The organism is Meridianimarinicoccus zhengii, from assembly GCF_003254465.1.
GTDB classification, from domain to species: Bacteria; Pseudomonadota; Alphaproteobacteria; order Rhodobacterales; family Rhodobacteraceae; genus Meridianimarinicoccus; species Meridianimarinicoccus zhengii.
In genome coordinates this window covers 86,907-112,636 of sequence record NZ_QDFI01000003.1, presented here as the reverse complement: position 1 = coordinate 112,636, position 25,730 = coordinate 86,907, and the positions used below count along the sequence as shown (strand labels likewise).

At 67.3% G+C, this 25,730-nt stretch carries 28 protein-coding genes; 15 read left to right on the top strand and 13 right to left on the bottom strand.

Annotated features, from left to right (window positions below):
* Both DDE13_RS01880 and DDE13_RS01875 read right to left on the bottom strand, forming a co-directional pair.
* On the bottom strand, positions 1 to 262 hold a 262-nt coding region (locus DDE13_RS01880), incomplete at its 3' end, for a transposase (protein WP_162630825.1).
* Between the two features lie 168 nt (positions 263 to 430).
* The gene (locus tag DDE13_RS01875; protein ID WP_162630824.1) at positions 431 to 1,747 is read right to left on the bottom strand and encodes a BamA/TamA family outer membrane protein; all 1,317 of its coding nucleotides are present in this window, start codon (positions 1,745 to 1,747) and stop codon (positions 431 to 433) included.
* Positions 1,748 to 2,109: 362 nt separating this feature from the next.
* On the opposite strand from DDE13_RS01875, the gene DDE13_RS01870 reads away from it, so the two are divergent.
* A complete protein-coding gene (locus DDE13_RS01870) occupies positions 2,110 to 2,319 on the top strand; it encodes a hypothetical protein (protein ID WP_111401047.1) in 210 nt (69 codons plus the stop codon).
* A 164-nt stretch (positions 2,320 to 2,483) separates the two neighbouring features.
* Here the strand turns inward: DDE13_RS01870 and DDE13_RS01865 are convergent, their stop codons facing one another.
* Complete coding sequence (locus tag DDE13_RS01865; RefSeq protein WP_111401046.1) at positions 2,484 to 3,140, bottom strand: GntR family transcriptional regulator; 657 nt, start codon at positions 3,138 to 3,140, stop codon at positions 2,484 to 2,486.
* A gap of 142 nt (positions 3,141 to 3,282) precedes the next feature.
* Here DDE13_RS01865 and dctP point away from each other — a divergent pair, with 142 nt between their 5' ends.
* From dctP to DDE13_RS01840, 5 genes are all read left to right on the top strand, one after another.
* Complete coding sequence (gene dctP, locus DDE13_RS01860; RefSeq protein WP_111401045.1) at positions 3,283 to 4,269, top strand: TRAP transporter substrate-binding protein DctP; 987 nt, start codon at positions 3,283 to 3,285, stop codon at positions 4,267 to 4,269.
* A 90-nt stretch (positions 4,270 to 4,359) separates the two neighbouring features.
* Positions 4,360 to 4,908, top strand: a complete 549-nt coding sequence (locus DDE13_RS01855) for a TRAP transporter small permease (protein ID WP_111401044.1) — start codon at positions 4,360 to 4,362, stop codon at positions 4,906 to 4,908.
* Positions 4,908 to 6,224: a TRAP transporter large permease gene (locus DDE13_RS01850; protein WP_111401043.1), complete on the top strand. Its 1,317-nt coding sequence runs from the start codon at positions 4,908 to 4,910 to the stop codon at positions 6,222 to 6,224. The genes DDE13_RS01855 and DDE13_RS01850 overlap by 1 nt, the downstream gene beginning before the upstream one ends.
* Entirely contained in the window at positions 6,221 to 7,471 is a 1,251-nt protein-coding gene (locus DDE13_RS01845) for a malonyl-CoA decarboxylase (RefSeq protein WP_111401042.1), read from the top strand. Before DDE13_RS01850 ends, DDE13_RS01845 begins: the two co-directional genes overlap by 4 nt.
* A 7-nt stretch (positions 7,472 to 7,478) precedes the next feature.
* Positions 7,479 to 8,996 carry a malonate--CoA ligase gene (locus tag DDE13_RS01840; protein ID WP_111401041.1) on the top strand — a complete coding sequence of 506 codons (1,518 nt, stop codon included), beginning with the start codon at positions 7,479 to 7,481 and terminating at the stop codon, positions 8,994 to 8,996.
* Here the strand turns inward: DDE13_RS01840 and DDE13_RS01835 are convergent.
* The 4 genes from DDE13_RS01835 to DDE13_RS01820 are packed head-to-tail and all read right to left on the bottom strand — an operon-like array spanning position 8,969 to position 11,324.
* Positions 8,969 to 9,694 (bottom strand): gamma-glutamyl-gamma-aminobutyrate hydrolase family protein, encoded by a 726-nt coding sequence (locus tag DDE13_RS01835; RefSeq protein WP_111401040.1) that lies wholly within the window; start codon positions 9,692 to 9,694, stop codon positions 8,969 to 8,971. The genes DDE13_RS01840 and DDE13_RS01835 overlap by 28 nt on opposite strands.
* Complete coding sequence (locus tag DDE13_RS01830; protein WP_111401039.1) at positions 9,676 to 10,653, bottom strand: amidoligase family protein; 978 nt, start codon at positions 10,651 to 10,653, stop codon at positions 9,676 to 9,678. The genes DDE13_RS01835 and DDE13_RS01830 overlap by 19 nt, the downstream gene beginning before the upstream one ends.
* Positions 10,654 to 10,707: 54 nt before the next feature.
* The gene (locus tag DDE13_RS01825) at positions 10,708 to 11,100 is read right to left on the bottom strand and encodes a type II toxin-antitoxin system VapC family toxin (RefSeq protein WP_111401038.1); all 393 of its coding nucleotides are present in this window, start codon (positions 11,098 to 11,100) and stop codon (positions 10,708 to 10,710) included.
* Positions 11,097 to 11,324 (bottom strand): type II toxin-antitoxin system Phd/YefM family antitoxin, encoded by a 228-nt coding sequence (locus DDE13_RS01820; protein ID WP_111401037.1) that lies wholly within the window; start codon positions 11,322 to 11,324, stop codon positions 11,097 to 11,099. Before DDE13_RS01820 ends, DDE13_RS01825 begins: the two co-directional genes overlap by 4 nt.
* Positions 11,325 to 11,478: 154 nt before the next feature.
* On the opposite strand from DDE13_RS01820, the gene DDE13_RS01815 reads away from it, so the two are divergent.
* Positions 11,479 to 11,805: a DUF1330 domain-containing protein gene (locus DDE13_RS01815; RefSeq protein ID WP_111401036.1), complete on the top strand. Its 327-nt coding sequence runs from the start codon at positions 11,479 to 11,481 to the stop codon at positions 11,803 to 11,805.
* A gap of 69 nt (positions 11,806 to 11,874) precedes the next feature.
* Here DDE13_RS01815 and DDE13_RS01810 read toward each other — a convergent pair whose 3' ends face one another.
* From DDE13_RS01810 to DDE13_RS01790, 6 genes are all read right to left on the bottom strand, one after another.
* A complete protein-coding gene (locus tag DDE13_RS01810; RefSeq protein ID WP_235868547.1) occupies positions 11,875 to 12,849 on the bottom strand; it encodes a PQQ-dependent sugar dehydrogenase in 975 nt (324 codons plus the stop codon).
* Positions 12,850 to 12,855: 6 nt separating this feature from the next.
* A complete protein-coding gene (locus DDE13_RS23340) occupies positions 12,856 to 13,158 on the bottom strand; it encodes a PQQ-dependent sugar dehydrogenase (protein ID WP_235868546.1) in 303 nt (100 codons plus the stop codon).
* 148 nt (positions 13,159 to 13,306) lie between these two features.
* On the bottom strand, positions 13,307 to 13,615 hold the full coding sequence (locus DDE13_RS01805; protein WP_111401035.1) for a c-type cytochrome: 309 nt from the start codon (positions 13,613 to 13,615) through the stop codon (positions 13,307 to 13,309).
* 153 nt (positions 13,616 to 13,768) lie between these two features.
* Entirely contained in the window at positions 13,769 to 15,298 is a 1,530-nt protein-coding gene (adh, locus tag DDE13_RS01800) for an aldehyde dehydrogenase (RefSeq protein WP_111401034.1), read from the bottom strand.
* A gap of 188 nt (positions 15,299 to 15,486) precedes the next feature.
* Complete coding sequence (locus DDE13_RS01795; RefSeq protein WP_111401033.1) at positions 15,487 to 16,164, bottom strand: hypothetical protein; 678 nt, start codon at positions 16,162 to 16,164, stop codon at positions 15,487 to 15,489.
* A 229-nt stretch (positions 16,165 to 16,393) separates the two neighbouring features.
* Positions 16,394 to 17,266: a substrate-binding periplasmic protein gene (locus tag DDE13_RS01790; RefSeq protein ID WP_394340276.1), complete on the bottom strand. Its 873-nt coding sequence runs from the start codon at positions 17,264 to 17,266 to the stop codon at positions 16,394 to 16,396.
* A gap of 400 nt (positions 17,267 to 17,666) precedes the next feature.
* Between DDE13_RS01790 and DDE13_RS01785 the strand changes: the two genes are divergently transcribed.
* From DDE13_RS01785 to DDE13_RS01750, 8 genes are all read left to right on the top strand, one after another.
* Entirely contained in the window at positions 17,667 to 18,836 is a 1,170-nt protein-coding gene (locus DDE13_RS01785) for an ABC transporter substrate-binding protein (protein WP_111401031.1), read from the top strand.
* A 24-nt stretch (positions 18,837 to 18,860) separates the two neighbouring features.
* Positions 18,861 to 19,832 carry a YVTN family beta-propeller repeat protein gene (locus tag DDE13_RS01780; RefSeq protein WP_111401030.1) on the top strand — a complete coding sequence of 324 codons (972 nt, stop codon included), beginning with the start codon at positions 18,861 to 18,863 and terminating at the stop codon, positions 19,830 to 19,832.
* A gap of 85 nt (positions 19,833 to 19,917) precedes the next feature.
* On the top strand, positions 19,918 to 20,364 hold the full coding sequence (locus DDE13_RS01775; RefSeq protein WP_111401029.1) for a hypothetical protein: 447 nt from the start codon (positions 19,918 to 19,920) through the stop codon (positions 20,362 to 20,364).
* Between the two features lie 62 nt (positions 20,365 to 20,426).
* Positions 20,427 to 21,110: an ABC transporter ATP-binding protein gene (locus DDE13_RS01770; RefSeq protein ID WP_235868545.1), complete on the top strand. Its 684-nt coding sequence runs from the start codon at positions 20,427 to 20,429 to the stop codon at positions 21,108 to 21,110.
* A complete protein-coding gene (locus DDE13_RS01765; protein ID WP_111401027.1) occupies positions 21,091 to 21,897 on the top strand; it encodes an ABC transporter permease in 807 nt (268 codons plus the stop codon). The genes DDE13_RS01770 and DDE13_RS01765 overlap by 20 nt, the downstream gene beginning before the upstream one ends.
* Before the next feature lie 66 nt (positions 21,898 to 21,963).
* Positions 21,964 to 22,500, top strand: coding sequence for a tetratricopeptide repeat protein (locus tag DDE13_RS01760; RefSeq protein WP_111401059.1), 537 nt, complete (start codon positions 21,964 to 21,966; stop codon positions 22,498 to 22,500).
* 329 nt (positions 22,501 to 22,829) lie between these two features.
* A complete protein-coding gene (locus DDE13_RS01755) occupies positions 22,830 to 24,596 on the top strand; it encodes a PQQ-dependent methanol/ethanol family dehydrogenase (RefSeq protein ID WP_111401058.1) in 1,767 nt (588 codons plus the stop codon).
* Between the two features lie 262 nt (positions 24,597 to 24,858).
* Positions 24,859 to 25,707, top strand: a complete 849-nt coding sequence (locus tag DDE13_RS01750) for a cobalamin B12-binding domain-containing protein (protein ID WP_111401026.1) — start codon at positions 24,859 to 24,861, stop codon at positions 25,705 to 25,707.
* The last annotated feature ends 23 nt before the right edge of the window (positions 25,708 to 25,730 follow it).

Sequence of the window (25,730 nt, the reverse complement as noted above, 5' to 3'; positions counted from 1 at the left end):
AGGGGTTCTCGACCCAGCGGGCGACCACAGCCTCGTCGGACAGCCGGTAGGCATGCTGGAGATACAGCAGCCCCGCAACCAGCCGCGGCGACGTTGCGGGCCGCCCGCGGTGCGACGGGAAGAATCCGGCCCACTCCCGCTCGAAGAAGTCCCAGTCGATCAGCGCCGCCAGCTTCGCCAGCTCGTGGCGCATGTCGATCATGTCGGTCAGACGCGGGCGCAAGAGATCATCCTGCTCTTCCTGGCGGGGATGGGGCTTCATCGGGGGCTCCGGAAATCTGCAAGGTTTCGAATTCCATGATACGAAACCTTGCAATTCAGCACCAGCGCTCCAGCGTGATCTGCGCTGAGAATCAGTAGGTTAGGAATTGTTCAGGGCGAACTCTTTCGCCGACAGCGGCGTCGTCCCGCAGGTCGGGCGTTGCCCCGCTCAAAACTGGAAGGGCTGTGCGATCATCATCTGGACGCGGACGCCCTCGTCCGAAAAGGCGGTGTCGGCGCGCACGACGAAGCCCTTGACCCATGCGCGCAGGCCCGCCCCGGCGTTCCATTTCATGTCGGTATGGAGTTCCGCCAGATCGTAGCTGTCATGGACGCGGCCAACCTCCAGAAACGGGACCACCTGTATCCATTCCACCCCCAGCAAGTTCTGCGCCGCGGGCCATGCGTCGAACGGGTTCCAGCGCGGGGTCAGGCGCATCTCGGCGGAATAGTAGATGGCCGAGCGGTCGTTGAAGCGCTGCGCCGGGTAGCCGCGCATCCGCCACAGCCCGCCCAGCGTGGCGCCGGTATAGGCGGGGGCGCGGTTGCGGATCGTGCCGCCGTCGTCCGTCCAAGAAGGGGTGTCGGCGGTCCACAGATCGAAGGCGAGGATGCGGTTGCGGAAGCGCCCGGTGCTGCCGAAATCGTGGTAGGCGTCCACCTCGGCCTGGACGACCGTCCAGGAATCGGAGCTGTCGAAGAAGCCAAAATCGCGGGAGACCTGGAGCCGGACGCCGTTGCCATCGGACGGGTTGTAGGGGAAATCGCGGTTGTCCCAGAAGAAGATGAGATCGACGCCGTTGGTGCGGATGTCGCCGGTGAAGTCGTCGCTGTCGATGTCGAGGGACCGCTGGAAGGGGCGGATGGCGACGAAGCTGCGCCCGCTTTCGAGCGGGTTGAGCGACGTGCCCCCGGTGGCCCCGGACACGAGCAGGCCGTCGCGGACCTCGTATTCGGGGATGACCTGGTCGCGCCCGTGGCCGATGGGCAGCAGGTAGCGGAAGCGCACGCGGGAGAAGGTGTCGTCCACGTTGCCGGTGACGAAATTGTCGCTGTCGGAGGTGTTGGTGCCTGCGCGCTGGCCCGCGAAGGCGGGGTTGCCGTCGATATAGGCGTCGGCGGAGCCGTAGCGGCCGAGCGAGAGCATGGGGTCGATGAAGAGCCGGTCCATGCCGGGGATGCGCAGGTCCTGCGCCATCACGAAGCCGAGTTGCGAGCCTTCGGAGCCCGCCATGACGGTGCCGAGGATGCGGGCCTGCGGCTGGGGGTAGCCGACGCGGCCTTCCACCCAGCCCCCGGTGAGGCCGAAGGTTTCGTTGTAGAAGGCGTAGGGCAGGCTGAGGCGCAGGCCGCCATAGGGTTCGGCCCCGTCGGACTGGGCGTGCGGGGCGGCGGGCGGCAGGCACAGCAGCAGGCACAGCACGAGGCGGCGGGCGATGGCGGTGCAGGTGCGGGCCGCCAGTGGCTGGCCGGTGTGCGGCCTCACGAGATGTCCGTCCACATTCGTCCCGGTATCCTCCGGCGCGTCACCCCGCGGCAGGGCGACGGTAGCACCGGAATGCGCCGGTGCCAAAGGACAACGCGCCTGCCCCTGCGGCAGCCGGGGCCGCGTGGAGCCCGCTTCGGTCTTGCAGGGCGTGGCGCGGGACGGCGTGCTTCGTCCACGGCCCGCGGCGGTCGGTTGCGCGCTTGCGGGGCGCGGCGGGCGCGCGGGCATGGACAGGGCGGGCCGCCGTTCACGCCGCATTGATCCATGTCAGATATCGAGGGGCCGGTTTCGGCTAGAATCGGGATGGCAAGCGATCAGGCCCGGCCCGTGGAACCGAGCCGCACCCGAAGGAGGCTGACATGGCGACACCACCCGACCCGGATATCGATGCCGCCTTCTGGGCCGCGCTCGGGCTTGAACTGGAGGCCCGTGTGGAACGGGACGACCCCGTGATCGAATTCGTGGCCATGGAAGGTAGCGACCACGTGTTCCATGCCGCCCCGCCGGACCCGGACGCGGTGGACGAACCCGAACCCCTGCCGGTCTGGGGCGAGGTCTTCACCTGGTAGCCCGCACCCGGCGGGGCCGTCTCGGCCGCCCCGGTGGCATAATACGACGCCTGTGATACCGCGCGGGGGCCGTTGCAACGGTCCGGGTCCAGCGCCGCCCCCCTGCCCGACAAGTCGAAGTGCAGCACCGCCGAGACGCCCGACGGGTCGGGGCTGCCGGCCGGCTATTCGGCCGCGGGCTTCAGGCTTGCGATGAGGTGATGGAATTTCTCGCCCTGCACGGCCACGTGGTCGCGCAGCAGCGCCGCGGCGCGGTCCGGTGCGGCATCGGTCAGCGCCTGCACGATCGCCTCGTGTTCGGCCATGGACTGGGCCAGCCGCCCGCGCACCTGCAATTGCACCCGCCGGAAGGGTTTCAGCCGCCGGTGCAGGCGCGCGGTTTCGCCTTCGAGGAACGCGTTGCCGGACTGGCGGTAGATGATGTGGTGGAACCGCTCGTTCTCACGGTAATAACCGTCGGCGTCGCCTGCATCCACCGCTGCCCGGCAGCTTGTGTTCGCCGCGCGCAACTGGTCCAGCGCCGTGTCGCTGATCCGCGCGGCGGCGAGCCGCCCGCAGATGCTTTCGAACTCGGCCATCACCTCGAACATGTCCATCAGTTCGACCGGGCCGGGCTGGCGCACGAAGACGCCGCGGCGCGGGATAGCCTCCACCAGCCCCGACAGGGCGAGCCGGGCGAAGGCTTCGCGGATGGGCGTGCGCGACACGCCGAACCGTTCCGCCAACCGGATTTCGTCGAGCCGGTCGCCATCGCCGAAGGCGCCGCTGAAGATCAGCCCCTCAAGCTCTTCGGCAATCTGGTCGGCGCGGCGGGGTTCCATGCAAACTGTATATGGCTGCGCAAGACGCCATGCAAGCGCGCCGTTTCTGTATACAAAAACCTTGACATCCCATGCAAAGCGGGCTTTCGTGCCTGCAAGCGCCCGCCAGAGGCGCCGACATCATTCCAGGGAGGACGACCCAATGACCCATCGCTTTCTGTCCGCGGCCGCCGGGCTGGCCATCATCGCCGGTCTCGGCAGCGCCGAGGCCGCCGAACTGCGCCTGTCGCACCAGTTTTCCAACCAGGACGTGCGCAACGAAGTCGCGCAGATCGTCGCCGACGAGGTCGCGGCGGCAGACGTGGATCTGGAGATCCGCATCTTCGGCTCGCAGTCGCTGTTCAAGGCGCGCGAACAGTACACGCCGCTGTCGCGCGGGCAGCTCGACATGACGGTTCTGCCGCTCAGCTATGCCGGTGGCCAGCGGCCGGAATACAATCTCACGCTGATGCCGGGCCTCATCAAGAACCACGACCATGCCGCGCGCATGAACGAAAGCCCGTTCATGCAACGGATCGAGGACATCCTTGCCGAGGATGACGTGATGGTCCTGGTGCACGGCTATCTTGCGGGCGGTTTCGCGGCCACGGACGGCTGCATCACCGCGCCCGAGCACGTCAACGGCAAGCAGATGCGCGCCGCGGGCCGGGCGTTCGAGCAGATGCTGGCGGGGGCCGGCGCGTCGATCGCGTCGATGGCCAGTTCCGAGGTCTACAACGCCATGCAGAGCGGCGTTCTGGACGCGGTGAACACCTCGTCCTCGTCCTTCGTCAGCTTCCGGCTCTATGAACAGGTGGCGTGCTACACCCCGCCGGGCGATTACGCGCTGTGGTTCATGTACCAGCCGCTCTTGATGAACAAGTCGACCTTTGACGGGCTGACGGCGGAACAGCAGGAGGCGCTTCTGGCGGCCGCGGAAAAGGCCGAGGCCTATTACCTCGAAGAGGCCAAGATGGAAGACGCGGCCTCGCGGCAGGTGTTCACCGACAACGGCGTGGAGATCGCCGACATGACCGAGGCGGAGTTCGACGCCTGGCGCGCGCTGGCGCAAGAAACCTCCTATGCGTCCTTCGTGGACGAGGTGACAGGCGGGCAGGAGCTTCTGGATCTTGCCTTCGCGGTGGAATGATCCGCGCCGCGTGACCTGACCGACCGGCGGCGGGGGGCATGTTCCCCCGCCCTGCCGGACCCGATTTCCGACCTGACGAGAGGCCGCATCATGGCGACCCAATCTTCGGCCCGCGCCGCGGCGACCGGGCACAATCCCTTTCTGCGCGCGGTGGCGGCGATATCGACGCTTGCGGGCTGGTGTTCGGCGGCGATGATCGTGGCCGCGGTGGCGATCACCTGCCAGATGATCGTGATCCGCTTCGTGCTGAACGGATCCACCGTCTGGCAGACGGAGGCGGTGGTCTACCTGATGATCGCGGCGACGCTGGTGGGGCTGCCTTACGTCCAGCGCCTGCGCGGCCATGTGAATGTCGACCTTGTTCCGCTGATGCTGCCGCTGCCCGCGCGCCGCGTGCTGGCGGTGCTGACACTGGCGCTGTCCATCGCGATCATCGGCACGATGCTCTATTACGCCTACGAGGTCTGGCATGTCGCGTTCGAACGCGGCTGGCGGTCCGACACGGTCTGGGGGCCGCCGCTGTGGATCCCCTATCTGTCGCTGCCCCTCGGCCTTGGCCTGCTGTTGCTGCAACTGCTGGCCGACCTGATCGCGGTGGTGCTGCGCATCGATACGCCCTTCGGGCTGGAGGAAAGCTGATGGATCCGCTGACACTGGGCGGGCTGGTCGCGCTCGCCACGATCCTTGTGCTGTTTTCCGGCGTGTCCGTGGCCATCGGCCTGCTGATCGTGTCCGCCGGGTTCCTGCTGGTGTTCGACGGGATGCGGTCGCTGGAATTGATGCCCGAGATCCTGTTCGGCAAGCTCGACAATTTCGCGCTGCTGTCGATCCCGATGTTCATCATCATGGGCGCCTCCATCGCGTCCACCCGCGCGGGGGCGGACCTGTACGAGGCGCTGGAACGCTGGCTGACGCGCATTCCCGGCGGGCTGGTGATTTCCAACCTCGGGGCCTGCGCGCTGTTCTCGGCCATGTCGGGATCGAGCCCCGCGACCTGTGCCGCCATCGGCAAGATGGGCATCCCCGAGATGCGCAAGCGCGGCTATCCGGACGGGATCGCGGCGGGGTCCATCGCCGCGGGTGGCACGCTGGGCATCCTGATCCCGCCTTCGGTGACGATGATCGTCTACGGGATTGCCACGGAAACCTCCATCGGACGGCTGTTCCTGGCGGGTGTCGTGCCGGGGCTGCTGCTGGTGGGGCTGTTCATGGCATGGTCGCTGTACGCGACGTGGAAATCGGGCAATGCCGCCGTGCTGTCGCCGCGCAGCTATTCCTGGCGCGAACGGGTGGAGATCCTGCCGCGCGTGCTGCCCTTCCTCGTCATCATCATCGGGGTGCTCTACGCGATGTATGGCGGCATCGCCACGCCGTCGGAAACCGCAGCCGTGGGCGCGCTGATGTGCCTGCTGATCGCCATGGTGATCTACCGGCTGTGGTCGCCCGCCAAGCTGTGGGACGTGCTGCGCGACAGCACGCGCGAGTCGGTGATGATCCTGTTCATCATCGGGGCGGCGGGCGTGTTTTCCTACATGCTGTCGTCGCTTTTCATCACGCAGAGCATCGCGGCGTGGATCGGCGAGCTGGAGGCGAACCGCTGGGTCATCATGTTCGCCATCAACATCTTCCTGCTCGTGGCCGGGTTCTTCCTGCCCCCGGTGGCGGTGATCCTGATGGCGGCCCCCATCCTGCTGCCCATCATCACGTCGGTGGGGTTCGATCCGATCTGGTTCGCGGTGATCCTGACGATCAACATGGAGATCGGCTTGATTTCGCCGCCCGTGGGGTTGAACCTCTATGTCATCAACGGAATCGCACCGGACATCTCGTTGCGCACCATCCTTGTCGGGTCGCTCCCCTTCGTGGCCTGCATGGTGCTGGCGATCGTGATCCTGTGCGTGTTCCCGGGCATCGCCACTTGGCTGCCCGACCTGGTGATGGGGCCCGCGCTGTGACCATGTTCGCCGATATCCTGTCCTCGGTCTTCGAGCGGCGCCAGTGGATCTGGGATCGCGGCGCGCGCAGCGGGCAGCGGGCCGAGGATCTGGCCCGCGCGCTGCTGGGCAACCGGGGCGAGGCGACGGGCATGGCCATCGCGCGGGATCTGCTCCAGACCTATGCCGAGGCGGACGCGGGCGCGCGGCGGGCGTTCTTCGACCTGCTGGCGCGCGAGCTGGACATCGACGGCGACGCGGCGCGCGCGGCGCTGGAGGCCTATGTGACAGGGCGGGACCGGGCCAGCTATGCCGCCTATGTCGCCGCGACCGAACCGCGGCGGCAGGAGCTGATCCGGCGGCTCAACCAGGTGCCGGGGGGCACGGCGCGGCTGGTGGCGATGCGCGCCGACCTGCTGGGGCTGTTGCGCGAGGCCCCGGAACTGGCGCCGGTGGATCTGGATTTCCAGCATCTTTTCGCGTCGTGGTTCAACCGCGGGTTCCTTGTGCTGCGGCCGATCAACTGGGAAACGCCGGCGCATCTGCTTGAAAAGATCATCGAATACGAAGCCGTGCACGCCATCGGCAGCTGGGATGCCCTGCGCGCGCGGCTGAAGCCCGCCGACCGGCGCTGCTACGCGTTCTTCCACCCGGCGATGCCGGACGAGCCGCTGATCTTCGTGGAGGTCGCGCTGACCCGCGGCGTGGCCGGGTCGGTCGACGACCTGCTGTCGGGCGACCGCGCGGCCCTTGGCGCGGGCGACGCCGATACGGCGGTGTTCTATTCCATCTCGAATTGCCAGCCGGGGCTGCGCGGCGTGTCCTTCGGCCATTCGCTCATCAAGCAGGTGGTGGAGGATCTGTCGCGCGACCTGCCCGGTCTGAAGACCTTCGTGACGCTGTCGCCGGTGCCGGGGCTGGCGGGCTGGGCGCAGGAGACCGGCATCACGCTCGACCCCGATGCCCCCGACCCGCTGCGGCAGGCCACCGCGCGATACCTGCTGGAGGCGAAATCGGCGGGCGGCCAGCCGCGCGACCCGGTGGCGCGGTTCCATCTGGGCAACGGCGCGATCCTGCACGCGGTCCATGCCCGTGCCGACCTGTCCGCCAAGGGCCGCGCGCAATCCGGCGGCGCGATGGTGAATTACCTCTATGACCTGCGCCGGCTGGCCGAGAACCACGACCGCTTCGCCCGCGACGGCACCATCGCCGCCAGCAACGAGGTGCGCGCGCTCGCCCGCGCCGCCGCCCGCAAGACAGACGCCTGAGGTTTCCATGGCCAATCCCTTGTTCGACACCCTGTTCGGCGCCCATGCCGGGCGCGCCACGCCCTTCCTGCACCTTGCCGACGGGCGCACGATCACCCATGACGGCTTCCTGCGGCGCACGGCGCAATTCGCCAACCTGATCGCGGGCATGGACGTGGCCCCCGGCGACCGGCTGGCGGCACAGGTGGCGAAATCCCCCGATGCACTGGCGCTTTATGCCGCCTGCGTTCAGGCGGGCGTGGTGTTCCTGCCGCTCAACACCGCCTACACCCCGTCCGAGATCAGCTATTTCGTGGAAAATTCCGGCGCGGCGCTGTTCGTCTGCGACCCGGCGAAGGCCGGCGCGCTGACACCGGTGGCCCATGCGGCGGGCACGCGGCTGGAGACCCTGAACGACCGCCTGGGCGGCAGCCTGGGCGAGGAGGCCAACCACCAGCCCGAAACCTTCGCCACGGTCGCGCGCGACGAAGGCGACCTGGCCGCGTTCCTTTACACCTCGGGCACGACGGGGCGGTCCAAGGGCGCGATGCTGACGCAGGGCAATCTTCTGTCCAACGCGCAGGTGCTGACAGACCACTGGCACTTCACGGCCGATGACGTGCTGCTGCACGCGCTGCCGATCTTCCACACCCACGGGCTGTTCGTGGCGACCAACATCATGGCGCTGTCGGGCGGGGCGATGATCTTCCTGCCCGGTTTCGATCTGGATGCGATGATCGACCTGATGCCTGAGGCCACGGCGATGATGGGGGTGCCCACATTCTATACCCGCCTGCTGGACGATCCGCGGTTCACCCGTGAGCTGACCGCGCATATGCGGCTGTTCGTGTCGGGCTCCGCCCCGCTGCTGGCCGATACCCATGTGCAGTTCGAAGCGCGCACCGGGCACCGCATCCTCGAACGCTACGGGATGACGGAAACCAACATGAACACTTCCAACCCCTATGACGGGGACCGGCGCGCGGGCACCGTGGGTTTCCCGCTGCCGGGGGTGGAGGTGAAGGTCACCGACCCGGCCACGGGCGAAACGGTCCCGCCGGGGGATATCGGCCAGATCGAGGTGCGCGGCCCCAACGTGTTCAAGGGCTATTGGCAGATGCCGGACAAGACCGCGGCGGAACTGCGTGCCGACGGGTTCTTCATCACCGGCGACCTGGGGAAATTCGACGATGACGGCTATCTGCAGATTGTGGGGCGGAATAAGGATCTCATCATCTCGGGCGGCTACAACATCTATCCCAAGGAAATCGAGATGCTGCTCGACGACCAGCCCGGCGTGCGCGAAAGCGCCGTCGTCGGCGTGCCCCATCCCGATTTCGGCGAGGCGGTGGTGGCCGTGATCGTGCCCGATGGCGACGCGGCCCCCGATATCGACGCCCTGCGCGCCGCCTGCGCGCGCGACATGGCGCGCTACAAGCAGCCCAAGCGGTACGAAATCCGCGCCGAACTGCCGCGCAACACCATGGGCAAGGTGCAGAAGAACGTCCTGCGCGACGATTACGCGGACGCCTTCGCGCCCGCCTGACCCTTGACCGCCGCCACCAGCGCCCGGAACAGCGCGCGCTGGCGGCGGGCGTAGATCAGGTGTTCGGGGTGCCACTGGACGCCCAGCATGAACCGGCCCTCGGCCCGCTCCACCGCCTGCACCATGCCGCCCCGGTCGCGCGCGGCCACCCGCAGCCCGTCGCCCAGCCGGTCCACGGCCTGACTGTGCAGCGCGTTCACCCGCATGGGCGTCTCCCCCGCGATGGCGGCGAAGCGCGTGCCCGGTTCCACGCAGACGGTCTTGCGCGGCAGCACCGTGCGCTTGCGGTCGCTGTCGGTATAGACGCCGTAGGCATCTTGGTGCAGCGTACCGCCAAGGGCGATGTTGATCATCTGCGCGCCGCGGCACACGCCCAGCACCGGCATGTCGCGCGCGACCGCCCCTTCGACAAGCCGGCGTTCCATGGCATCGCGGTCCGGGTCCACCCGCGCGGTGGACACGAGTTCGCCGCCGTAGATCTCGGGCTGGATGTCGTCGCCGCCGCCGATCACCAGCCCCTCCACGTCATCGAGGTGATGGGGCCGCGCCGCCGTCCAGCGCACGGCGCGCCCGCCCGCCAGCCAAACATTGAGCGCGAACATCGGGAAGATGCGCCAGGACGACCGGCGCGACGTGGTGACCGCGATGCGCGGGCGGTCCGACCTGCGGCGGAACAGGATCACGAGAGGACCAGCCATTCGCTCGCGGCCAGTGGCCAGTCGCGGCCGCGCCCGGCATCGGCCATCGCCAGATAGGCTTCCGCCATCCGCCCCAGCAGCGCGCGGTCCGCCGCCAGCCGTTCCACCACCACCCAGCGGTTCCATTCCAGACACAGCGACCAGTCCTGTTCGCCCAGATTGGCGTCGGGCAGCCGGTAATGCCATGTCGGGCGCGCCTTGATCCGTCCGTCCTGCAGCACCGCGCGCACGCGGTCCGCATCCAGATGGGCAAAGAGCGGCAGGCAATCGAGTTCGCGGTTCCGCGTGGGGTTCGCGTCGAGATAGTCCTGGATCAGCTCCGCGCGGTCGGGCCAGTAATCCCCGGCCAGCACCCGGGCCACGTAGGGTTTCGGGAACGGATCGGCGAAGGCGACGGCGCGCCGCGTCAGGTCCAGCCCCATCACCCCGCGCAGCCAGCCCGACAGCAGCAGATACGCCTTAAGCGTCGCGGTCATCCCGTCCGTGTCGCCCGTGTCGGCCAGTTCCGGGTTCAGTTGCGCGCCGAAGGCATAGAACGGGCTGGCGCGCGTTCCCACCGCACCGGCATCGGTCAGCGCTTGCACCAGCCCGTCGATCCGCCCGATCGCGTCCCAGGGGATGGGGGGGCAGACGATCTCGCAGGGCATGACGAGCGAGCTGATCTCGCCGAACAGCCGCCGCATCTCGGCCTGGAAATCCGACATCTCGCCCGCGACGCCATAGGGCTTGTGCGCGTGCTGGGTGTCCAGTTCGCAGGTGAAATCGCCGAACGCGGTGCCCTCGATGTGAAAGCGGTGCGGGTCTTCCTGCGTGATCGTGCCGCCGAACAGGTCGCGCACGATCTGCGCGCCGTCCTCAGCGGTGACCGTGGCGAATTCGATCTCGATGCCGACGCGGCGGGTGTCTCCGTCGCGCGTCCGCTCTTCGGGCGGGGCCCGCAGGTCTGTCAGGAAATTCATCGCATCCTCCGGCTTTGGCCGCAGACTACCCGCGCGCGGCCGGGCTGCAAGCGGCTACCAGACAAGGCTCGTGCCCGGGGCTGCGGCGAAGGCCGGGTCGCAAGTGACGAGACCGAGATCGAGCACCCGCGCAGTGGCCGCGATGAGCCGGTCGAACGGGTCGCGGTGGTCCCAGTCAAGGCTTGCGGCATCGAGCGCGATGGCGGGCGTGAAGGGCGCGGCCACACCGCCCTGCCTCGCCAGCAGGTCGGGCAGATCCGACAGGTGCGGCGCCATCTCGGGCCATTTGCCCACGCGCACCTTCTGGCCGATCTCGAAGAAGCTGATCGGGCTGACCTGCACCGACGCGGCACCGGTGATGGCGCGCGCGGCGCGCGGCGACAGCCGGTCGGGATCGGCGAAGGACCAGACCCAGGCATGGGTATCGAGCAGGACCGGGCGGCTCACGCGCCTTCCCAGGCCTCCAGCTCGGCCGGGTCAATCGGGGCGGCGAAATCGGGCAGCGTGCCCAGCTGCCCCGCCATCAGCCCGAGCTGGAATCTCCCCTGCGGGATCGCCACCAGCCGCACCACCGGGCGCGCGCCCTTGGCGATGATGACCTCTTCGCCCGCAAGCGCGGCATCGATCAGCTTGGAAAGCTGGGTCTTGGCGGTATGCACATTGATCTGCATGGGCTGGCTCCGATGACATGGCCAACTTAGCCAACATGGCGCGCGAAATCAATCCCGCACCCGGCGCCATCGCCGATGACAGGCGCAGCAGGCTTGCCTATCGTATGCCCAGCCGCCCACCAGACGCGGCACACACAACAAGGGAGGAACGACCATGGCCGCTTACCTGATCGCCATCGTCAAGGTCACCGACGATGCTTGGGTGCCCGACTACGCCGCGACGGTCCACGACATCGCCGCGAAGCATGGCGGGGAATACCTGTCGCGCAGCGGCAATATCGACACGATCGAGGGCGACCCGCTGGAAGCCGACCTGATCGCGCTCATCAAGTTCCCGGACAAGGCAGCACTTCGGGCCTTCGTGGACGATCCGGACTATGCGCCCTTCGCCAAGGCGCGGCAGGACGGTGCGATCAACGGCTTTTACGCCATCGACGACACGGATCTCGCGGGCGGGGTGCCCTATCTGCCCGCGGGCTGACCGCACGCACGCAAAAGGGGCCGGACGGCGCCATGCCATCCGGCCCCCGATCATCGCGCCGTCAGGCCATCAGTTCGGTGCAAGCCGGTGGATCACGCCTTCGTCCACGGCGGTATAGAGCGCGCCGTCAGGACCCAGCACGACCGACCGGAACCGGGCCGAGTCCATCGGCAGGGTCATCTCGGTCACGTCCTCCACGGCGGTGCCCTCGTCGTTGAACTGGATGACATCGATGCGCTGCCCGATGGGCGTGCCGCCGAAGCCGATCCCCATGATACCCACGACCATCGCGCCGTCCCAGTCGCCCCAGGCTTCGCCCGTCAGGAACGCGGCCGATCCAGTCCCCTGGGACCAGCCGTTATTCGTCCAGACCGGCGGCATCGCGTCGGGATAGGTGTCGAAATCGGTCATCGGCATGAAGGACGCCCGCTCGTAGCGGTTCATGCCCTCCATCTGGTTCGGGCTGTAGCCGCAATAGTCGTCGGGGCAGTCGCCGCGTCCGGCCATGTTCGGGCGAGGATCCCACCCCGCATTGCCGCCGTTCTCCAGAATGGTGATCTCGTCGGAATGCCACGGGCCGTGTTCCGCCGTGATCGTCGCGCCGGTTTCGGGATGAAAGGCGATCCCCTGCACGTTGCGGTGCCCGTAGGTATAGGTGCGCGGGTCGAACCCCTCGGGCGGGGCGTTGTCGGGATGCGCGTTCCCGTCCGTGTCCAACCGCAGAACCTTGGACCCCATCATGGTCGGGCTTTGCGGGATTTCCTCGTTGTGGTTGTCGCCGGTGGTCAGCCAAAGCGCGCCATCCGGCCCGAACCGCACGCGCCCGCCGTTATGGGCGCCGGGGCCGCCGAACGGGTGATCCGACGCCGCCATCTTGTAGGGCACGTCGTCCACGATATCGGTCCGATCCGACACGCCGGTGAAATCCTCGTTCACGACAAGCCGCATCAGCCGGTTGGTATGCGGGTCCGACATGTTCGAGGTGGAATAGACATAGATCCGCCGGTTCTCGGCAAAGTCCGGGTCGATGGCCACGCCCTGCATGCCCGCCTACCCTTCGCAGAACAGATCGTCCGCCTGGCTGGCATAGCCGTCCACGCCGGTCATGCCCAGCAGCGCGTTGACCTCGCCCGAGGGCATCCGGACCGACAGGCCGCGGCATTTCTCGGTGAAGAACATGGTGCCATCATCGAGGAACGCCATGTCCCAAGGGTTTTCGAGACCGTCGAGCACGACGCTGTGCTGCAACGCGGTCGTGTTCATGCCCGATTGCGCGGCCGCGGGCATGGCCAGCGCCGCGGCAAGAAGTGCTGCCAGCGACAGCGTGGCAGGCCTGTAAAGGCTAGTGTTCATGGTTGGTCCTCCCTTTGTGATGGACGGACCTGGCCGATCTCGCGCCGGCCTGCCGTCCTGTCCGCGCCGCGGGGGGCATCCCCGTGGCGGTCTTGGTGGCGGGGCAGTCGCGTGGCACGCTTGGTGCCGTGCAGGCCCGCGCCGGTCCCTACAAGCTGGCGATGAAGGCCGCCAGGTTCGCAATGTCCGCATCCGACAGGTCCGCCGCGTTGGGCTGCATCAGCGCCGAATTCGGGCCGACGCGTTCGCCCGCGCGATACTGTTCCAGCCTGCCGGCCAGGTACGCGGCATCCTGCCCGGTCAGCTTGGGAAAACTGGCCATGCCTTGCGCGCGCGGCCCGTGGCAGTTGCGGCACGACTCGCCATACAACTCTTCGCCCGTCTCCAGGTCCTGCGCGCCTGCCGCCCCGCCAAGCGCCAGAGCGGCCCCCAGCACCACGATCCTGAATGATTGCATGCGTGTCGTCCCCTCCCCAAGGTTCCTTTAAAGATGCATCTAACCTCATCTTTTTCAAGCTCCTTCGCAGGCTGCAACCCACAAACGGAAACGGCCGCGCTGTTGCCAGCGCGGCCCTGTACCGGGGACGGGGAAGGCCCCGGACATGACGGCTCAGAAGAACCCGAGCTTGTTGGGGTTGTAGCTGACCAGCATGTTCTTGGTCTGCTGGTAGTGGTCCAGCATCATCTTGTGGTTCTCGCGCCCGATGCCCGACTGCTTGTAGCCTCCGAACGCCGCATGCGCGGGATAGAGGTGGTAGCAGTTGGTCCAGACCCGGCCCGCCTGAATACCGCGGCCGAAGCGGTAGCAGGTGTTGGCATCGCGCGACCACACCCCGGCACCAAGACCATAAAGCGTGTCGTTGGCGATCTCCATGGCTTCGGCCTGATCCTTGAAGGTGGTCACGGACACGACCGGGCCGAAGATCTCTTCCTGGAAGACCCGCATCTTGTTGTGGCCCTTCAGGACGGTCGGCTTGATGTAATAGCCGCCCGCCATGTCGCCCGACATGGTCGCCGCCTCGCCGCCCGTCAGCACCTCGGCGCCTTCCTGGCGGCCGATGTCGAAATAGGACAGGATCTTGTCGAACTGCTCGGACGACGCCTGTGCCCCGATCATCGTGGCCATGTCGCGAGGGTCGCCCTGCACGATGGCGTTCACGCGCTCGAGCGCGCGCTCCATGAAGGCGTCGTAGATGTCTTCCTGGATCAGGGCGCGCGACGGGCAGGTGCAGACCTCGCCCTGGTTCAGCGCGAACATCGCGAAACCTTCGAGGCACTTGTCGAAATAGGCGTCGTCCTCGCGCATCACGTCCGAGAAGAAGATGTTCGGCGACTTGCCGCCCAGTTCCAGTGTCACCGGGATGATCGATTCCGACGCGTATTGCGAAATCAGCCGGCCCGTCGTGGTCTCACCCGTGAAGGCGATCTTGGCGATGCGGCTCGACGACGCCAGCGGCTTGCCCGCTTCCAGCCCGAAGCCGTTGACGATATTCAGAACGCCCGCGGGCAGGATGTCGGCGATCATCTCGGCCAGCATCATGATCGTGGCGGGGGTCTGTTCGGCGGGCTTCAGAACCACGCAGTTGCCCGCGGCCAGCGCCGGGGCCAGCTTCCAGACCGCCATCAGCACGGGGAAGTTCCACGGGATGATCTGGCCCACGACGCCCAGCGGTTCGTGGAAGTGATAGGCGACGGTGTCGTTGTCCAGCTCGCCCATCGTGCCTTCCTGCGCGCGGATGACCGACGCGAAGTAGCGGAAATGGTCGATCCCCAGCGCCATGTCGGCAAGCGTCGTCTCGCGGATCGGCTTGCCGTTGTCCCATGTCTCGGCCAGCGCGAGCGTGCCGATATTGTCTTCCATGGTCTGCGCGATCTTCATCAGCATGTTCGCGCGGTCGGTGACGGAGGTCTTGCCCCATGCATCCTTGGCCGCGTGCGCCGCGTCCAGTGCATCCTCGATATCCGATGCGTCGGACCGTGCCACTTCGCCGATGGGCCCGCCTGTGATGGGCGAGATGTTCTCGAAATAGCGGCCCGCATTGGGCGCCTTGAACCGGCCGCCGATGAAGTTGTTGTAGCGGGCCTTCAGCGGGCAGCCGGCTGCGGCGGCGTCGCTGACGTCAAGCTGGTCTTTGGGCATGGTGTCCTCCTCGGAATGATGAAGTCCTCGCTTCGCGTGCCAGACTGTCGCCTTCGGCCCCGTCCGCACACCCGGACCTTAGTCGGAGAGCCGCCGTCCGCCACATCGCCCGCCCGCCGCTGGCCGCACGGAAAACGGCCCACCCCCGCCGGGATGGGCCGTCCAAGCGATCCGCCGGTGGCGCGGTGTCAGGCCGCGGTCTTCGCCTTGCGCCCGCGCAGCAGGCCAAGCCCGCCCAATGCGCCCGCCAGAAGCGGCAGCGCGGCTGGCACCGGGATCGGCGCGGTCACGACGCGCACCCAGTCGCCCGGTTCGGTCACGACCATGCCCAGGGTCAGCACGTTGCCCGCGACGCTGTAGCCTTCGCCGCCGATCCCCGTGCCGTTGTTGCTCTCCAGCCCCCGGGCGGTGAACGGCGCCGCCGCCCCCGTGCCCGCGCCCGGCGTCGTGTAGTTGGTGCCCGGAGCGCCGAGGAAGGACGAGGACGCGGCCTCGAGCGTTCCGCCGCTGTCGGACATCACGCCGAGGATCCTGCCCGAGAACGTCCAGTCCACATCGTAATGCGATATCCGCGTGGACCCGAGGCTGTTGAGAAAGATCATGTGGCTGTCCACGCGCGTTCCGGCGGCGATGGTGCCGCCATCCACCGACAGCGGCGCCGTCAGCAACACGTTCTGGGCCTCGTCGAAGCCTTCCATCCCGGTGTTGGTCACCAGGTCCTCAAGAATATCCGACGGGGCCCCGATAATCGCGGGCCCGGTCCCGCCGGAACTGGCCGGTCCGCTGACGGAAACGATCGCTGCCACGGCGGAAGAGGCGGAAAATGCGCCGATCACAGCGGCGCCGATAATGGTAAACATGTTCATGGCTACCTCCCTTGGAATGCCAAGGACATTATATCTCGTGAAGCGGGTACACGCTAAGGTTTTCTTAATCTTTGGGCGGTTCGTGAAAAATATTGTTGCGCCGCCGCCCGATGATGCAACCTTGAATTGATATCATGGGGTGACGCTAAACCCCTGCGTGCACGGCGCTCCGGGGCCGGACCCGTGGGCATGCCGCAGGGCGAATCATCCGGCATAGCCGGACTCGCCACTACCGCTCCGGCGGCAGATGCGTCAGCCCGTAGCGTTCATAGATGCCCGCGATGCGGCCGTCCTGCAGCGCGTAGCTGATCGCGTCGTCCACCATGTAGCCCAGCGGCTTGTAGGCGAAATGGATCGCCGTCCCCAGCGTCCATTCCGACCGGGCCAGCCCCACCAGCGGCGGGCGGTGGATCGCCACGCCGTCCGCCCGCCCGTGTTCGAGCTGCGCGAGCGGCCCCATCGCCGCCATCACCTCCCCCGCCGCAAGCGCCGCCATCGCGGCCCCCATGTCGGGAAAGCGGCGGACATTACCCACCATCTGCCCGCCCGCCATGCCCGACAGGTAGAAATCGGAAATCGAATCGTTCTCCACCGCCACGGTGTCATAGCGGAAATAGGCGGGGGTCGGCCCGCCATCGGGATAGTCAGCCACGCGATAGGCGATGGCCAGCGCCTCGGCCGCGTACTGCCCGGTGAATGTCACCTGATCGACCCGGCAGCGGAACTGGCTGTCATAAGGCACGCGCATCATCACGTTGGACACGGACCCGCCGATCAGCGGCCCCTGCCAGATGTTGAACCGCAGGTCCGAATCCAGGTTCTCGCCCGCCGCGACCCAGCGGAACCGCGGCTCCACGCCGATATCTTCGGCGATGATCCGCGCGATCTCGACATCCACACCGCGCGCCTCCGATCCCTCGCGCCAGCTATAGGGCGGGTTGTCGTCATAGACCGCGAAGGTCATGAAGCCCCGTTCCCAGATCTGGTCGATATCCTGCCCCACAATGTCGCGGCTGGCGTTCTGCGGCTTGGGCTGCGGCACCCAGTCCGCACAGGGATCGGCCGCATGCGCGGTCCCGCCCAGACCCACCACCAGCGCCAGCGTCGCCAGAAATCGCCCCTTCACGGCGCGCCTCGCTGCGCGGCCGAGACGCCGACGGTGAGGATGCTGCAGCGCCACGTCGCCATGGGCCAGCGCCGCGGCGGCACAGACCCCCGCAAGCACCAGGACGGACAGGAAGCGCGGGGTCGCAGCGCGGGGCGTGAACGGCATCGGGTGGCCTCCTCGGGGCGTGTCCTTGGCTTGCCGCGACAGTACCGGCGCGGCCCGACCGCGGCCTATGCGACTTTGGTTGGGGCCGCGCCGCGGGCCGCACCCCGCCGCGGCCCAGGGATTCAACGCCTGCCCGCTCACGGCGCCGCGCGCGGACCCGCACCTGCCCGACCTTGGTCCAATGGCGTGACCCGGACCCGCCGGTAACGTCGGCTGCGGGAGGACGGACATGCGACTTATCTTTTCCGGCGCGCTCGCGCTCGGCCTGACCGCCGCGGGAACGGCGCAGGCGAATATCGACATCCCCGTGACCTATCTGCGGGCCGAACAGGTCGCGCCGCCGGTCCTGTCGAACCTCGACCCGGACCCGGACGATCTCGGGATCGCCGGCGCGCGCACGGCACTGGCGGACAACCTGACCACCGGGCAGTTCATGGGCCACCGCTATGCGCTCGACGTGGTGTCGGTCGAACCCGATGGCGACGTGCTGTCGACCGCCCGCGCCGCGCTTGCCGCGTCGCCCTTCCTGATCCTCGACGCCCCCGCCGACACGCTTCTGGCCATCGCGGACCTGCCCGAAGCCGCGGGCGCGCTGATCTTCAACTCCACCGCACCCGACGTGACCCTGCGCGACGCCGACTGCCGCGCCAACGTGCTGCACACCATCGCCAGCACCGCCATGCGCACCGACGCGCTGATGCAGGTGCTGATGCAGAAACGCTGGACCGACATCGTCGCCATCGTGGGCACCCACCCGGACGATCTGGCCTATGAAGCCGCGCTCGACCGCTCCGCCACCAAGTTTGGGCTGGAGATCCGCGCCCGCGAGACATGGGCCTTCGACGCCGACATGCGCCGCTCCGCCGCGACCGAGGTGCCGCTCTTCACCCAAGGCTTCGGCGATTACGACGTGCTGGTCGTCGCTGACGAGATCGGGGATTTCGGCGAATACATCCTCTACAACACGTGGGAACCGCGCCCCGTTGCGGGCAGCGTCGGCATGTCGCCCCGCACATGGTCCCCCGTGCTCGAACAATGGGCCGCCGTGCAGTTGCAGAACCGGTTCGAGGATATGCAGGGCCGGTCCATGCGCGACGAAGACTACGGCGCCTGGACCGCCCTGCGCAGCATCGGCGAGGCCGTGACCCGCACCAACAGCGCCGACCCGGCGACCCTGCGCGCCTTCCTGCTGTCGGACGATTTCCGGCTCGACGGGTTCAAGGGCCGCGCGCTCAGCTTCCGCCACTGGAACGGCCAGTTGCGCCAGCCGGTCCCGGTGGTGCATCCCCGCGCGCTCGTCACCCTCGCCCCGGTCGAAGGCTTCCTGCACCGCGTGACCGAGCTTGACACGCTGGGCGTGGACGAACCGGAAACCGCCTGCACCGCCTTCGCCGACTGATCCCATCCCACAGGAGACCGCCCCATGACGATCCCCCTCAAGGGCCCACTGACCGCGCTCACCCTCATCCTCGCCGCCACCCCGTCGCTTGCGGCCGAGATCTGGGTGACCAACGAAAAGGACGACAGCATCAGCGTGATCGACGTGGACACGCTGGAGGTCACGCGCACCATCCCCACCGGCGAACGCCCGCGCGGCATCATCTTCAGCCACGATTACAGCGTGGTCTACATCTGCGCCTCCGACAGCGACGCGGTGCAGGTGATGGACCCCGACACCGGCGAAATCATGCACGACCTGCCCTCGGGCGAAGACCCGGAACAGTTCGCGCTCGCGCCCGACAACCGGCACCTCTACATCGCCAACGAAGACGACGCGATCACCACCGTGGTGGATACCGAAACCCGCACCGTGGTCGCGCAGATCAACGTCGGCATCGAACCCGAAGGCATGGCCGTCAGCCCCGATGGCAAGGTGGCGATCACCACGTCGGAAACCACCAACATGGCGCACTGGATCGACACCGAAACCCAGTCGCTCTTCGCCAACACGCTGGTGGACAGCCGCCCGCGCCACGCCGAATTCGTCAAGGACGGCACCGAGATGTGGGTCAGTTCCGAAATCGGCGGCACGATCACCGTGTTCGACGCCGCGACCCAGGCCGAGAAGGCCAAGATCGGGTTCGAGATCGACGGCATCCACCCCGACCGCGTGCAACCCGTGGGCTTCAAGTTCACCAAGGGCGACACCCATGCCTTCGTGGCGCTGGGGCCGGCCAACCACGTCGCCGTGGTCAACGCCGACACCTACGAGGTGGAGGACTACCTGCTCGTCGGCCGCCGCGTCTGGCACATGGCGTTCTCGCCCGACAAGGACCTGCTGTTCACCACCAACGGCGTGTCCGGCGACGTGACCGTCATCGACGTGGCGTCACGCGAACCCGTCAAGTCGATCAAGGTGGGCCGCTTCCCATGGGGCGCCGCGATGCGGCCGTGACGGGCCCCGATCTGCCCAAACGACTCATATGAAAGTCATATGATTTTCATATGCGATTCATACACGCCAAATACCGGAGAATACGATGAAAACGACCCTCGCCGCTGCCGCCCTGCTGGCCGCCCTCCCCGCCCTCGCGCTCGCCGACGGATCGCCCCGCGACACGTGGGGCCGGGCCGGGATCCTGTCCTCGGAAAACCGTGCCGAACTGCCCCCCATCACACTGTCGTCGGGCATGCCGCTTGCCGACGCGCCATGGGTGCTGACGTCAGGTACATATTATTCCTTTGAAATCCAAGGGGATGGCAGCGCGGAACTGGCGCTCGAAGGGGCCGGGTTCTTCCACGCCATCTGGATCAACGAGATCGTCGTGAACGATCTGGAAATCCGGCCCATCGGGCTGAACAGCATCGAATTCGACGACGCCGGGACCATGGAAGTCAGCTTCGTCGCCATCAAGCCGGGCGAGTATTTCCTGCGCATCCCGAACTCCACCGGCGAAACCCAGCGCATCGCCATCACCATCCAGTGACGGGCAATGCAGCCGGTCTAAGCGTCCGGAATCTCTCGTTTTCCTACGGACCCAGGCGGGCGTTGCAGGACGTATCCTTCACGCTTGCGGCGGGCAGCTTCGGGGCACTTCTGGGGCCGAACGGGGCTGGGAAATCTACGCTCTTCGGCCTGCTCACGCGGCTCTTCACCACCCGCGACGGGACCATCACCGTCGCGGGGCATGACCTCGCCCACACCCCCCGCGCGGCATTGGCGCAGATGGGCGTGGTGTTCCAGCAGACCACGCTGGACCTCGACCTCAGCGTGCGCCAGAACCTGCGCTATTTCAGCGCCTTGCACGGGATTTCGGGGCGCGATGCCGACGCCCGGATCGATGCGGCACTCGACCGGATGGCGATGCGGGAACGCGCCCATGAACGGGCGCGCAACCTCAACGGCGGGCACCGGCGCCGCACGGAAATCGCCCGCGCTTTGCTCCATAGCCCCCGCGTTCTGCTGCTCGATGAACCGACCGTGGGGCTGGATGCCGCGACCCGCGCGGGGATCACCGACCATGTCCATCGGCTCTGCGCCGACGACGGTCTGACGGTGCTCTGGGCCACGCACCTGACGGACGAAGTGCGGTCCGAGGACCGGCTCGTGATCCTGCACCAAGGCCGCATCCTTGGCGACGGTTTCGCACGCGAAACGATGGCGGGCGGCGATCTCAAGACCGCCTTCCTGACCCTGACCGGAGCGCCGCGCGATGCCGATCCCGCGCTCTGACGCCTATCTCATCGCGCTGCGCGCCATCGTCTGGCGCGAGGCGCTGCGCTTCGTGCACCAGCGCGAACGGTTCATCGCTGCCCTTGTCCGCCCGCTGGTGTGGCTGCTGGTCTTCGCCGCCGGGTTCCGCGCGGCGCTGGGGCTGTCGATCACGCCGCCCTACCAAACCTACATGACCTACGAGACGTATATCGTGCCAGGCCTTTGCGGCATGATCCTGCTGTTCAACGGCATGCAATCGTCGCTCAGCCTCGTCTATGACCGGGAAATGGGGTCCATGCGGCTTCTGCTCACGGCGCCCCTGCCACGCTGGTGGCTGCTCTTTTGCAAACTCGCCGGGTCCACCGTGATCTCGGTGCTGCAGGTCTATGCGTTCCTGATCATCGCGGGGCTGTTCGGGTTCCGCGTCGCGTGGCCGGGATACATCACGCTCCTGCCCGCGCTTGTGGTCGCGGGGCTGATGCTCGGCGCGCTCGGGCTGGCGCTGTCGAGCCTCATCAGGCAGCTGGAAAACTTCGCGGGCGTGATGAACTTCGTGATCTTTCCGATGTTCTTCCTGTCTTCCGCGCTCTACCCGCTGTGGAAGATGGCCGAAGCCTCGCGCCTGCTGCACGACATCTGCGCCGCGAACCCCTTCACCCACGCGGTCGAACTGATCCGCTTCGCGCTCTACCGCGAGTTCAACGGCCCTGCCTTGCTGTGGGTGCTGCTGGCCGGGATGGCGTTCATGGGCCTTGCCCTTTGGGGCTACGACCCCGCGCGCGGGCTGATCAGGCGCAAGGGGTGATCTACGACCATGGTCGGCCCCACGGCACGCAGCGATCTGCTAGACTGCACCGAACGGAGGACCGACATGCGACCCATCCTGATCCTTTGCGTGGCACTGACTGCCGTCCCGGCGCTCGCCGAAGACGACCCCCACGGCACGCTGAACCCCGACGAGATGACGTGGCAATCCATGCTCGACCGCGCCGAACGGGGCGAAACGGGCATGGTGCTGTGTTCGACCGGTTACATGCTGACCAAGTCCGGCGACCATGACAAGGCGCGGACGCTGTTCGAAAACTGCGCCGAGGCGGGCTGGACCGGAGCGATGACATGGATGAGCCAGCTCGACGCCAACGGGTTGGGGGGCGATTACAACCCCGATGCGGCCGCCGAATGGAACCGCCGCGCGGCGGAGCTTGGCGACCCGGTGGGCAAGTTCAACCGCGGGCTGGACCTGATCCGCGGCCACGGCGTGGCGCAGGACACCGCGGCAGGCCGCGCGCTGGTGGATGAGGCCGCCCGCGACGGGCTGCCTGTCGCGCAGCGGCTGCAATCGGCCGGCTACGACCTGGACGAGGTCACGCCGGATGCCGACACCTGGAAATACGCCCCGCTCTTCTGACCCCTGCCCGGCGGCTGGTTCGCCGGTCGCCGCGACAGCCGCCGCACCCGGCACCGACGGGGCAGGATCGACACGGTATGGACGCATGGCCGCTGCCGCTCCGTGGGGCGGCGGCTTCGCACGGCCATGACGGTCGCCGCCGGCGCCCTTCGATTCCGATTGAATGCCAAACCCTTGCGCGATCCGAGGACAGAAAATCGCGCCCGTCAACGACGCCATGGTCTTACGACCTTTGGCGCGTTGCGGGCTCGGCGCGGGCCTCCGTATGGTCAGCGGCATGAACCGGGCGTGGGTACGTTCACGCCGGAGCCATGTTCTGGGAGGAACATATGAACCGCTTTGTCGCCGCCGCCGTGCTGGGGCTTCTGGCCTCGTCCCCGGCCTTCGCCCAGGTCACCGAGGAAGACCTTGCCAACGACCAGATGACCACCCACCAGGTCGTCACCAACGGCATGGGCCGCCACCTGCAGCGCTACAGCCCGCTGGACATGCTGAACAAGGACAACGTGGCCAATCTCGTGCCCGCCTGGGCGTTCAGCCTCGGTGGTGAAAAGCAGCGCGGGCAGGAAACGCAGCCGCTGGTCTATGACGGGATCATGTACATCACCGGCTCCTACAGCCGCGTCTATGCCATCGACATCGCCACGGGCCGCGAAATCTGGCAATACGACGCCCGCCTGCCCGAAGGCATCCTGCCCTGCTGCGACGTGGTGAACCGGGGCGGCGCGATCTATGGCGACAAGTTCTTCTTCGGCACGCTCGACGCCCGCATCGTCGCGCTGGACCTTAAGACCGGCGACGTGGTGTGGCGCGACAAGATCGCCGAGTACAAGGAAGGCTACAGTTACACCGCCGCGCCCATCGTCGTGAACGGGCTGGTCATCACCGGCAACTCGGGCGGCGAATTCGGCATCGTGGGCGAAGTGCAGGCGCGTGACGCGGAAACGGGCGAACTGGTCTGGACCCGCCCGATGATCGAAGGCCACATGGGCACCTACAAGGGCGAGCCGTCCACGATGACCGGCACGCTGAACGCGACCTGGCCGGGTGACATGTGGAAGACCGGCGGCGGGGCGACCTGGCTCGGCGGTTCCTATGACGCCGACACGGACACGCTGATCTTCGGCGCGGGCAACCCGGCGCCCTGGAACAGCCACCTGCGTGGCGCGGGCGAACCGAAGCCGGACAATTCCGGCGACAACCTCTATGCCGCGTCGCGCGTGGCGCTCGACCCGGCGACGGGCGAGATCAAGTGGCATTTCCAGACGACCCCGCGCGAGGGCTGGGATTTCGACGGCGTGAACGAGGTCGTGGCCTTCACCGACCAAGACGGCAACCGCAAGTTCGCCACTGCCGACCGCAACGGTTTCTTCTACGTCCTGAACCGCGAAGACGGGGCCTTCATCGATGCCTGGCCTTTCGTGCGCGACATCACCTGGGCCGAAGGGATCGACGACACCGGCCGCCCGATCTTCATCGAGGAAGCCCGCCCGGGGAACCCCGCCGCGGCGGCCGATGGCGCCAAGGGCGAAACGGTCTGGTCCGCGCCGTCCTTCCTTGGCGGCAAGAACTGGCAGCCGATGGCCTTCAGCCAGCGCACGGGCCTGTTCTACGTGCCCTCGAACGAATGGGGCATGGATATCTGGAACGAGCCGATCACCTACAAGAAGGGCGCGGCTTATCTTGGCGCGGGTTTCACCATCAAGCCGGTGTTCGAAGACTTCATCGGCAGCCTGAAGGCAATCGATCCCGTCACCGGCGAATGGAAATGGGAGTACCAGAACCCCGCGCCACTCTGGGGTGGTGTGATGACCACGGCGGGGGGGCTGGTGTTCTTCGGCACGCCCGAGGGAGAGTTCGTCGCGCTCGACGACGAGACGGGCGAGAAGCTGTGGTCTTTCCAGACCGGCTCCGGCATCGTCGGCCAGCCCATCACCTGGGAACAGGACGGCGAGCAGTATGTCTCGGTCATCTCGGGCTGGGGCGGGGCCGTGCCGCTTTGGGGCGGGGAGGTCGCGTCGAAGGTGAACTACCTCAACCAGGGCGGCCTGCTGTGGACCTTCCGCCTGCCCAAGGAACTTGCCTCGGCGAACTGACAGAACGGCGTCAGACAAATCTGACAGGCGCCCCCGCACATGCGGGGGGCGTTTACGTGCCGAAAGGACGTGTAACTTTCCTTTGACAGCAGATGTCTAATAAATCTTACAAGCTCCTATTTTCGTTCACTTTTTAAGCGGAGTCGGTATAGGCTGGGCGCTGTCGGGTCCGGCTCGGCATACGATGGCGCACAAGGGCAGGAGGCCAAGGCCCGCGCCGACACCACCGCCGGGAAGTCACATGCGAACTGGGGAGCGCGCAATGGCATTCGAAAACACCGATAACCTGTTCGACACAAACGGCTTCGAGAGAATGAGCCGCGGCTTCGCCCAGCTTGGTGGGCGACTGCCGGAGAGCGCGCTGCAAGTGCTCGCCCGCGAGGTGATCGCGCGCATGGCGGAGCGCCGCAAGCTCTTGCGCGATTCGCTGCGGCCCCTGCCCGACCCGGTGATCGAACGGCTCTGCGTGACGCTGGCCGGAACAGACCCGACCGCCGCCGTGTCCGAGGTCATGGCGCTGCGCGCGCAGGGCATCGGGGTGGAGCAGATTTACCTCGGGGCGCTGGCGCCCGCGGCGCGGCGGCTGGGCGACTGGTGGGACGAGGATCGCGCCACCTTCGCCGAGGTCACGATCGCCATCGCGCGCGTCTACGGGATCATGTACGGCCTGCGCGCGGAGTTTCCCATCTCGCTCGATCCGCAGCGGAGGCACGCGGTCTTCGCGCCGGTACCGGGGGAGGACCACACGCTGGGCGTGTCCATGGCAGCGGACCTGTTCCGCACCCATGGCTGGGATATCGACCTCAAGATCGGTCTGAACCACGACGCACTGATCTCGGCGCTGGCCCATGCCGACGCGCCGATCATCGGGCTGTCGCTGGGCCAGGAGGAACAGCTTGAACCGATGGTGCGGCTGATCGTGGCGCTGCGGGTGACCAATCCACGGTCCTATATCCTGGTGGCGGGGCAGTTCGTCGGCCGCCATGCCGACACGCTGACCCTGACCGGCGCCGATGCCGCCGCGTCCGAAGTGCCCGAGGCGCTCGAAGCGATGGAAGCGCTTTGGGCGGCGGTACAGACCGACGCCACGGCGCTCGGCGTCAGCCGGTAGATACCCGCGGCTGACCGGCCCGG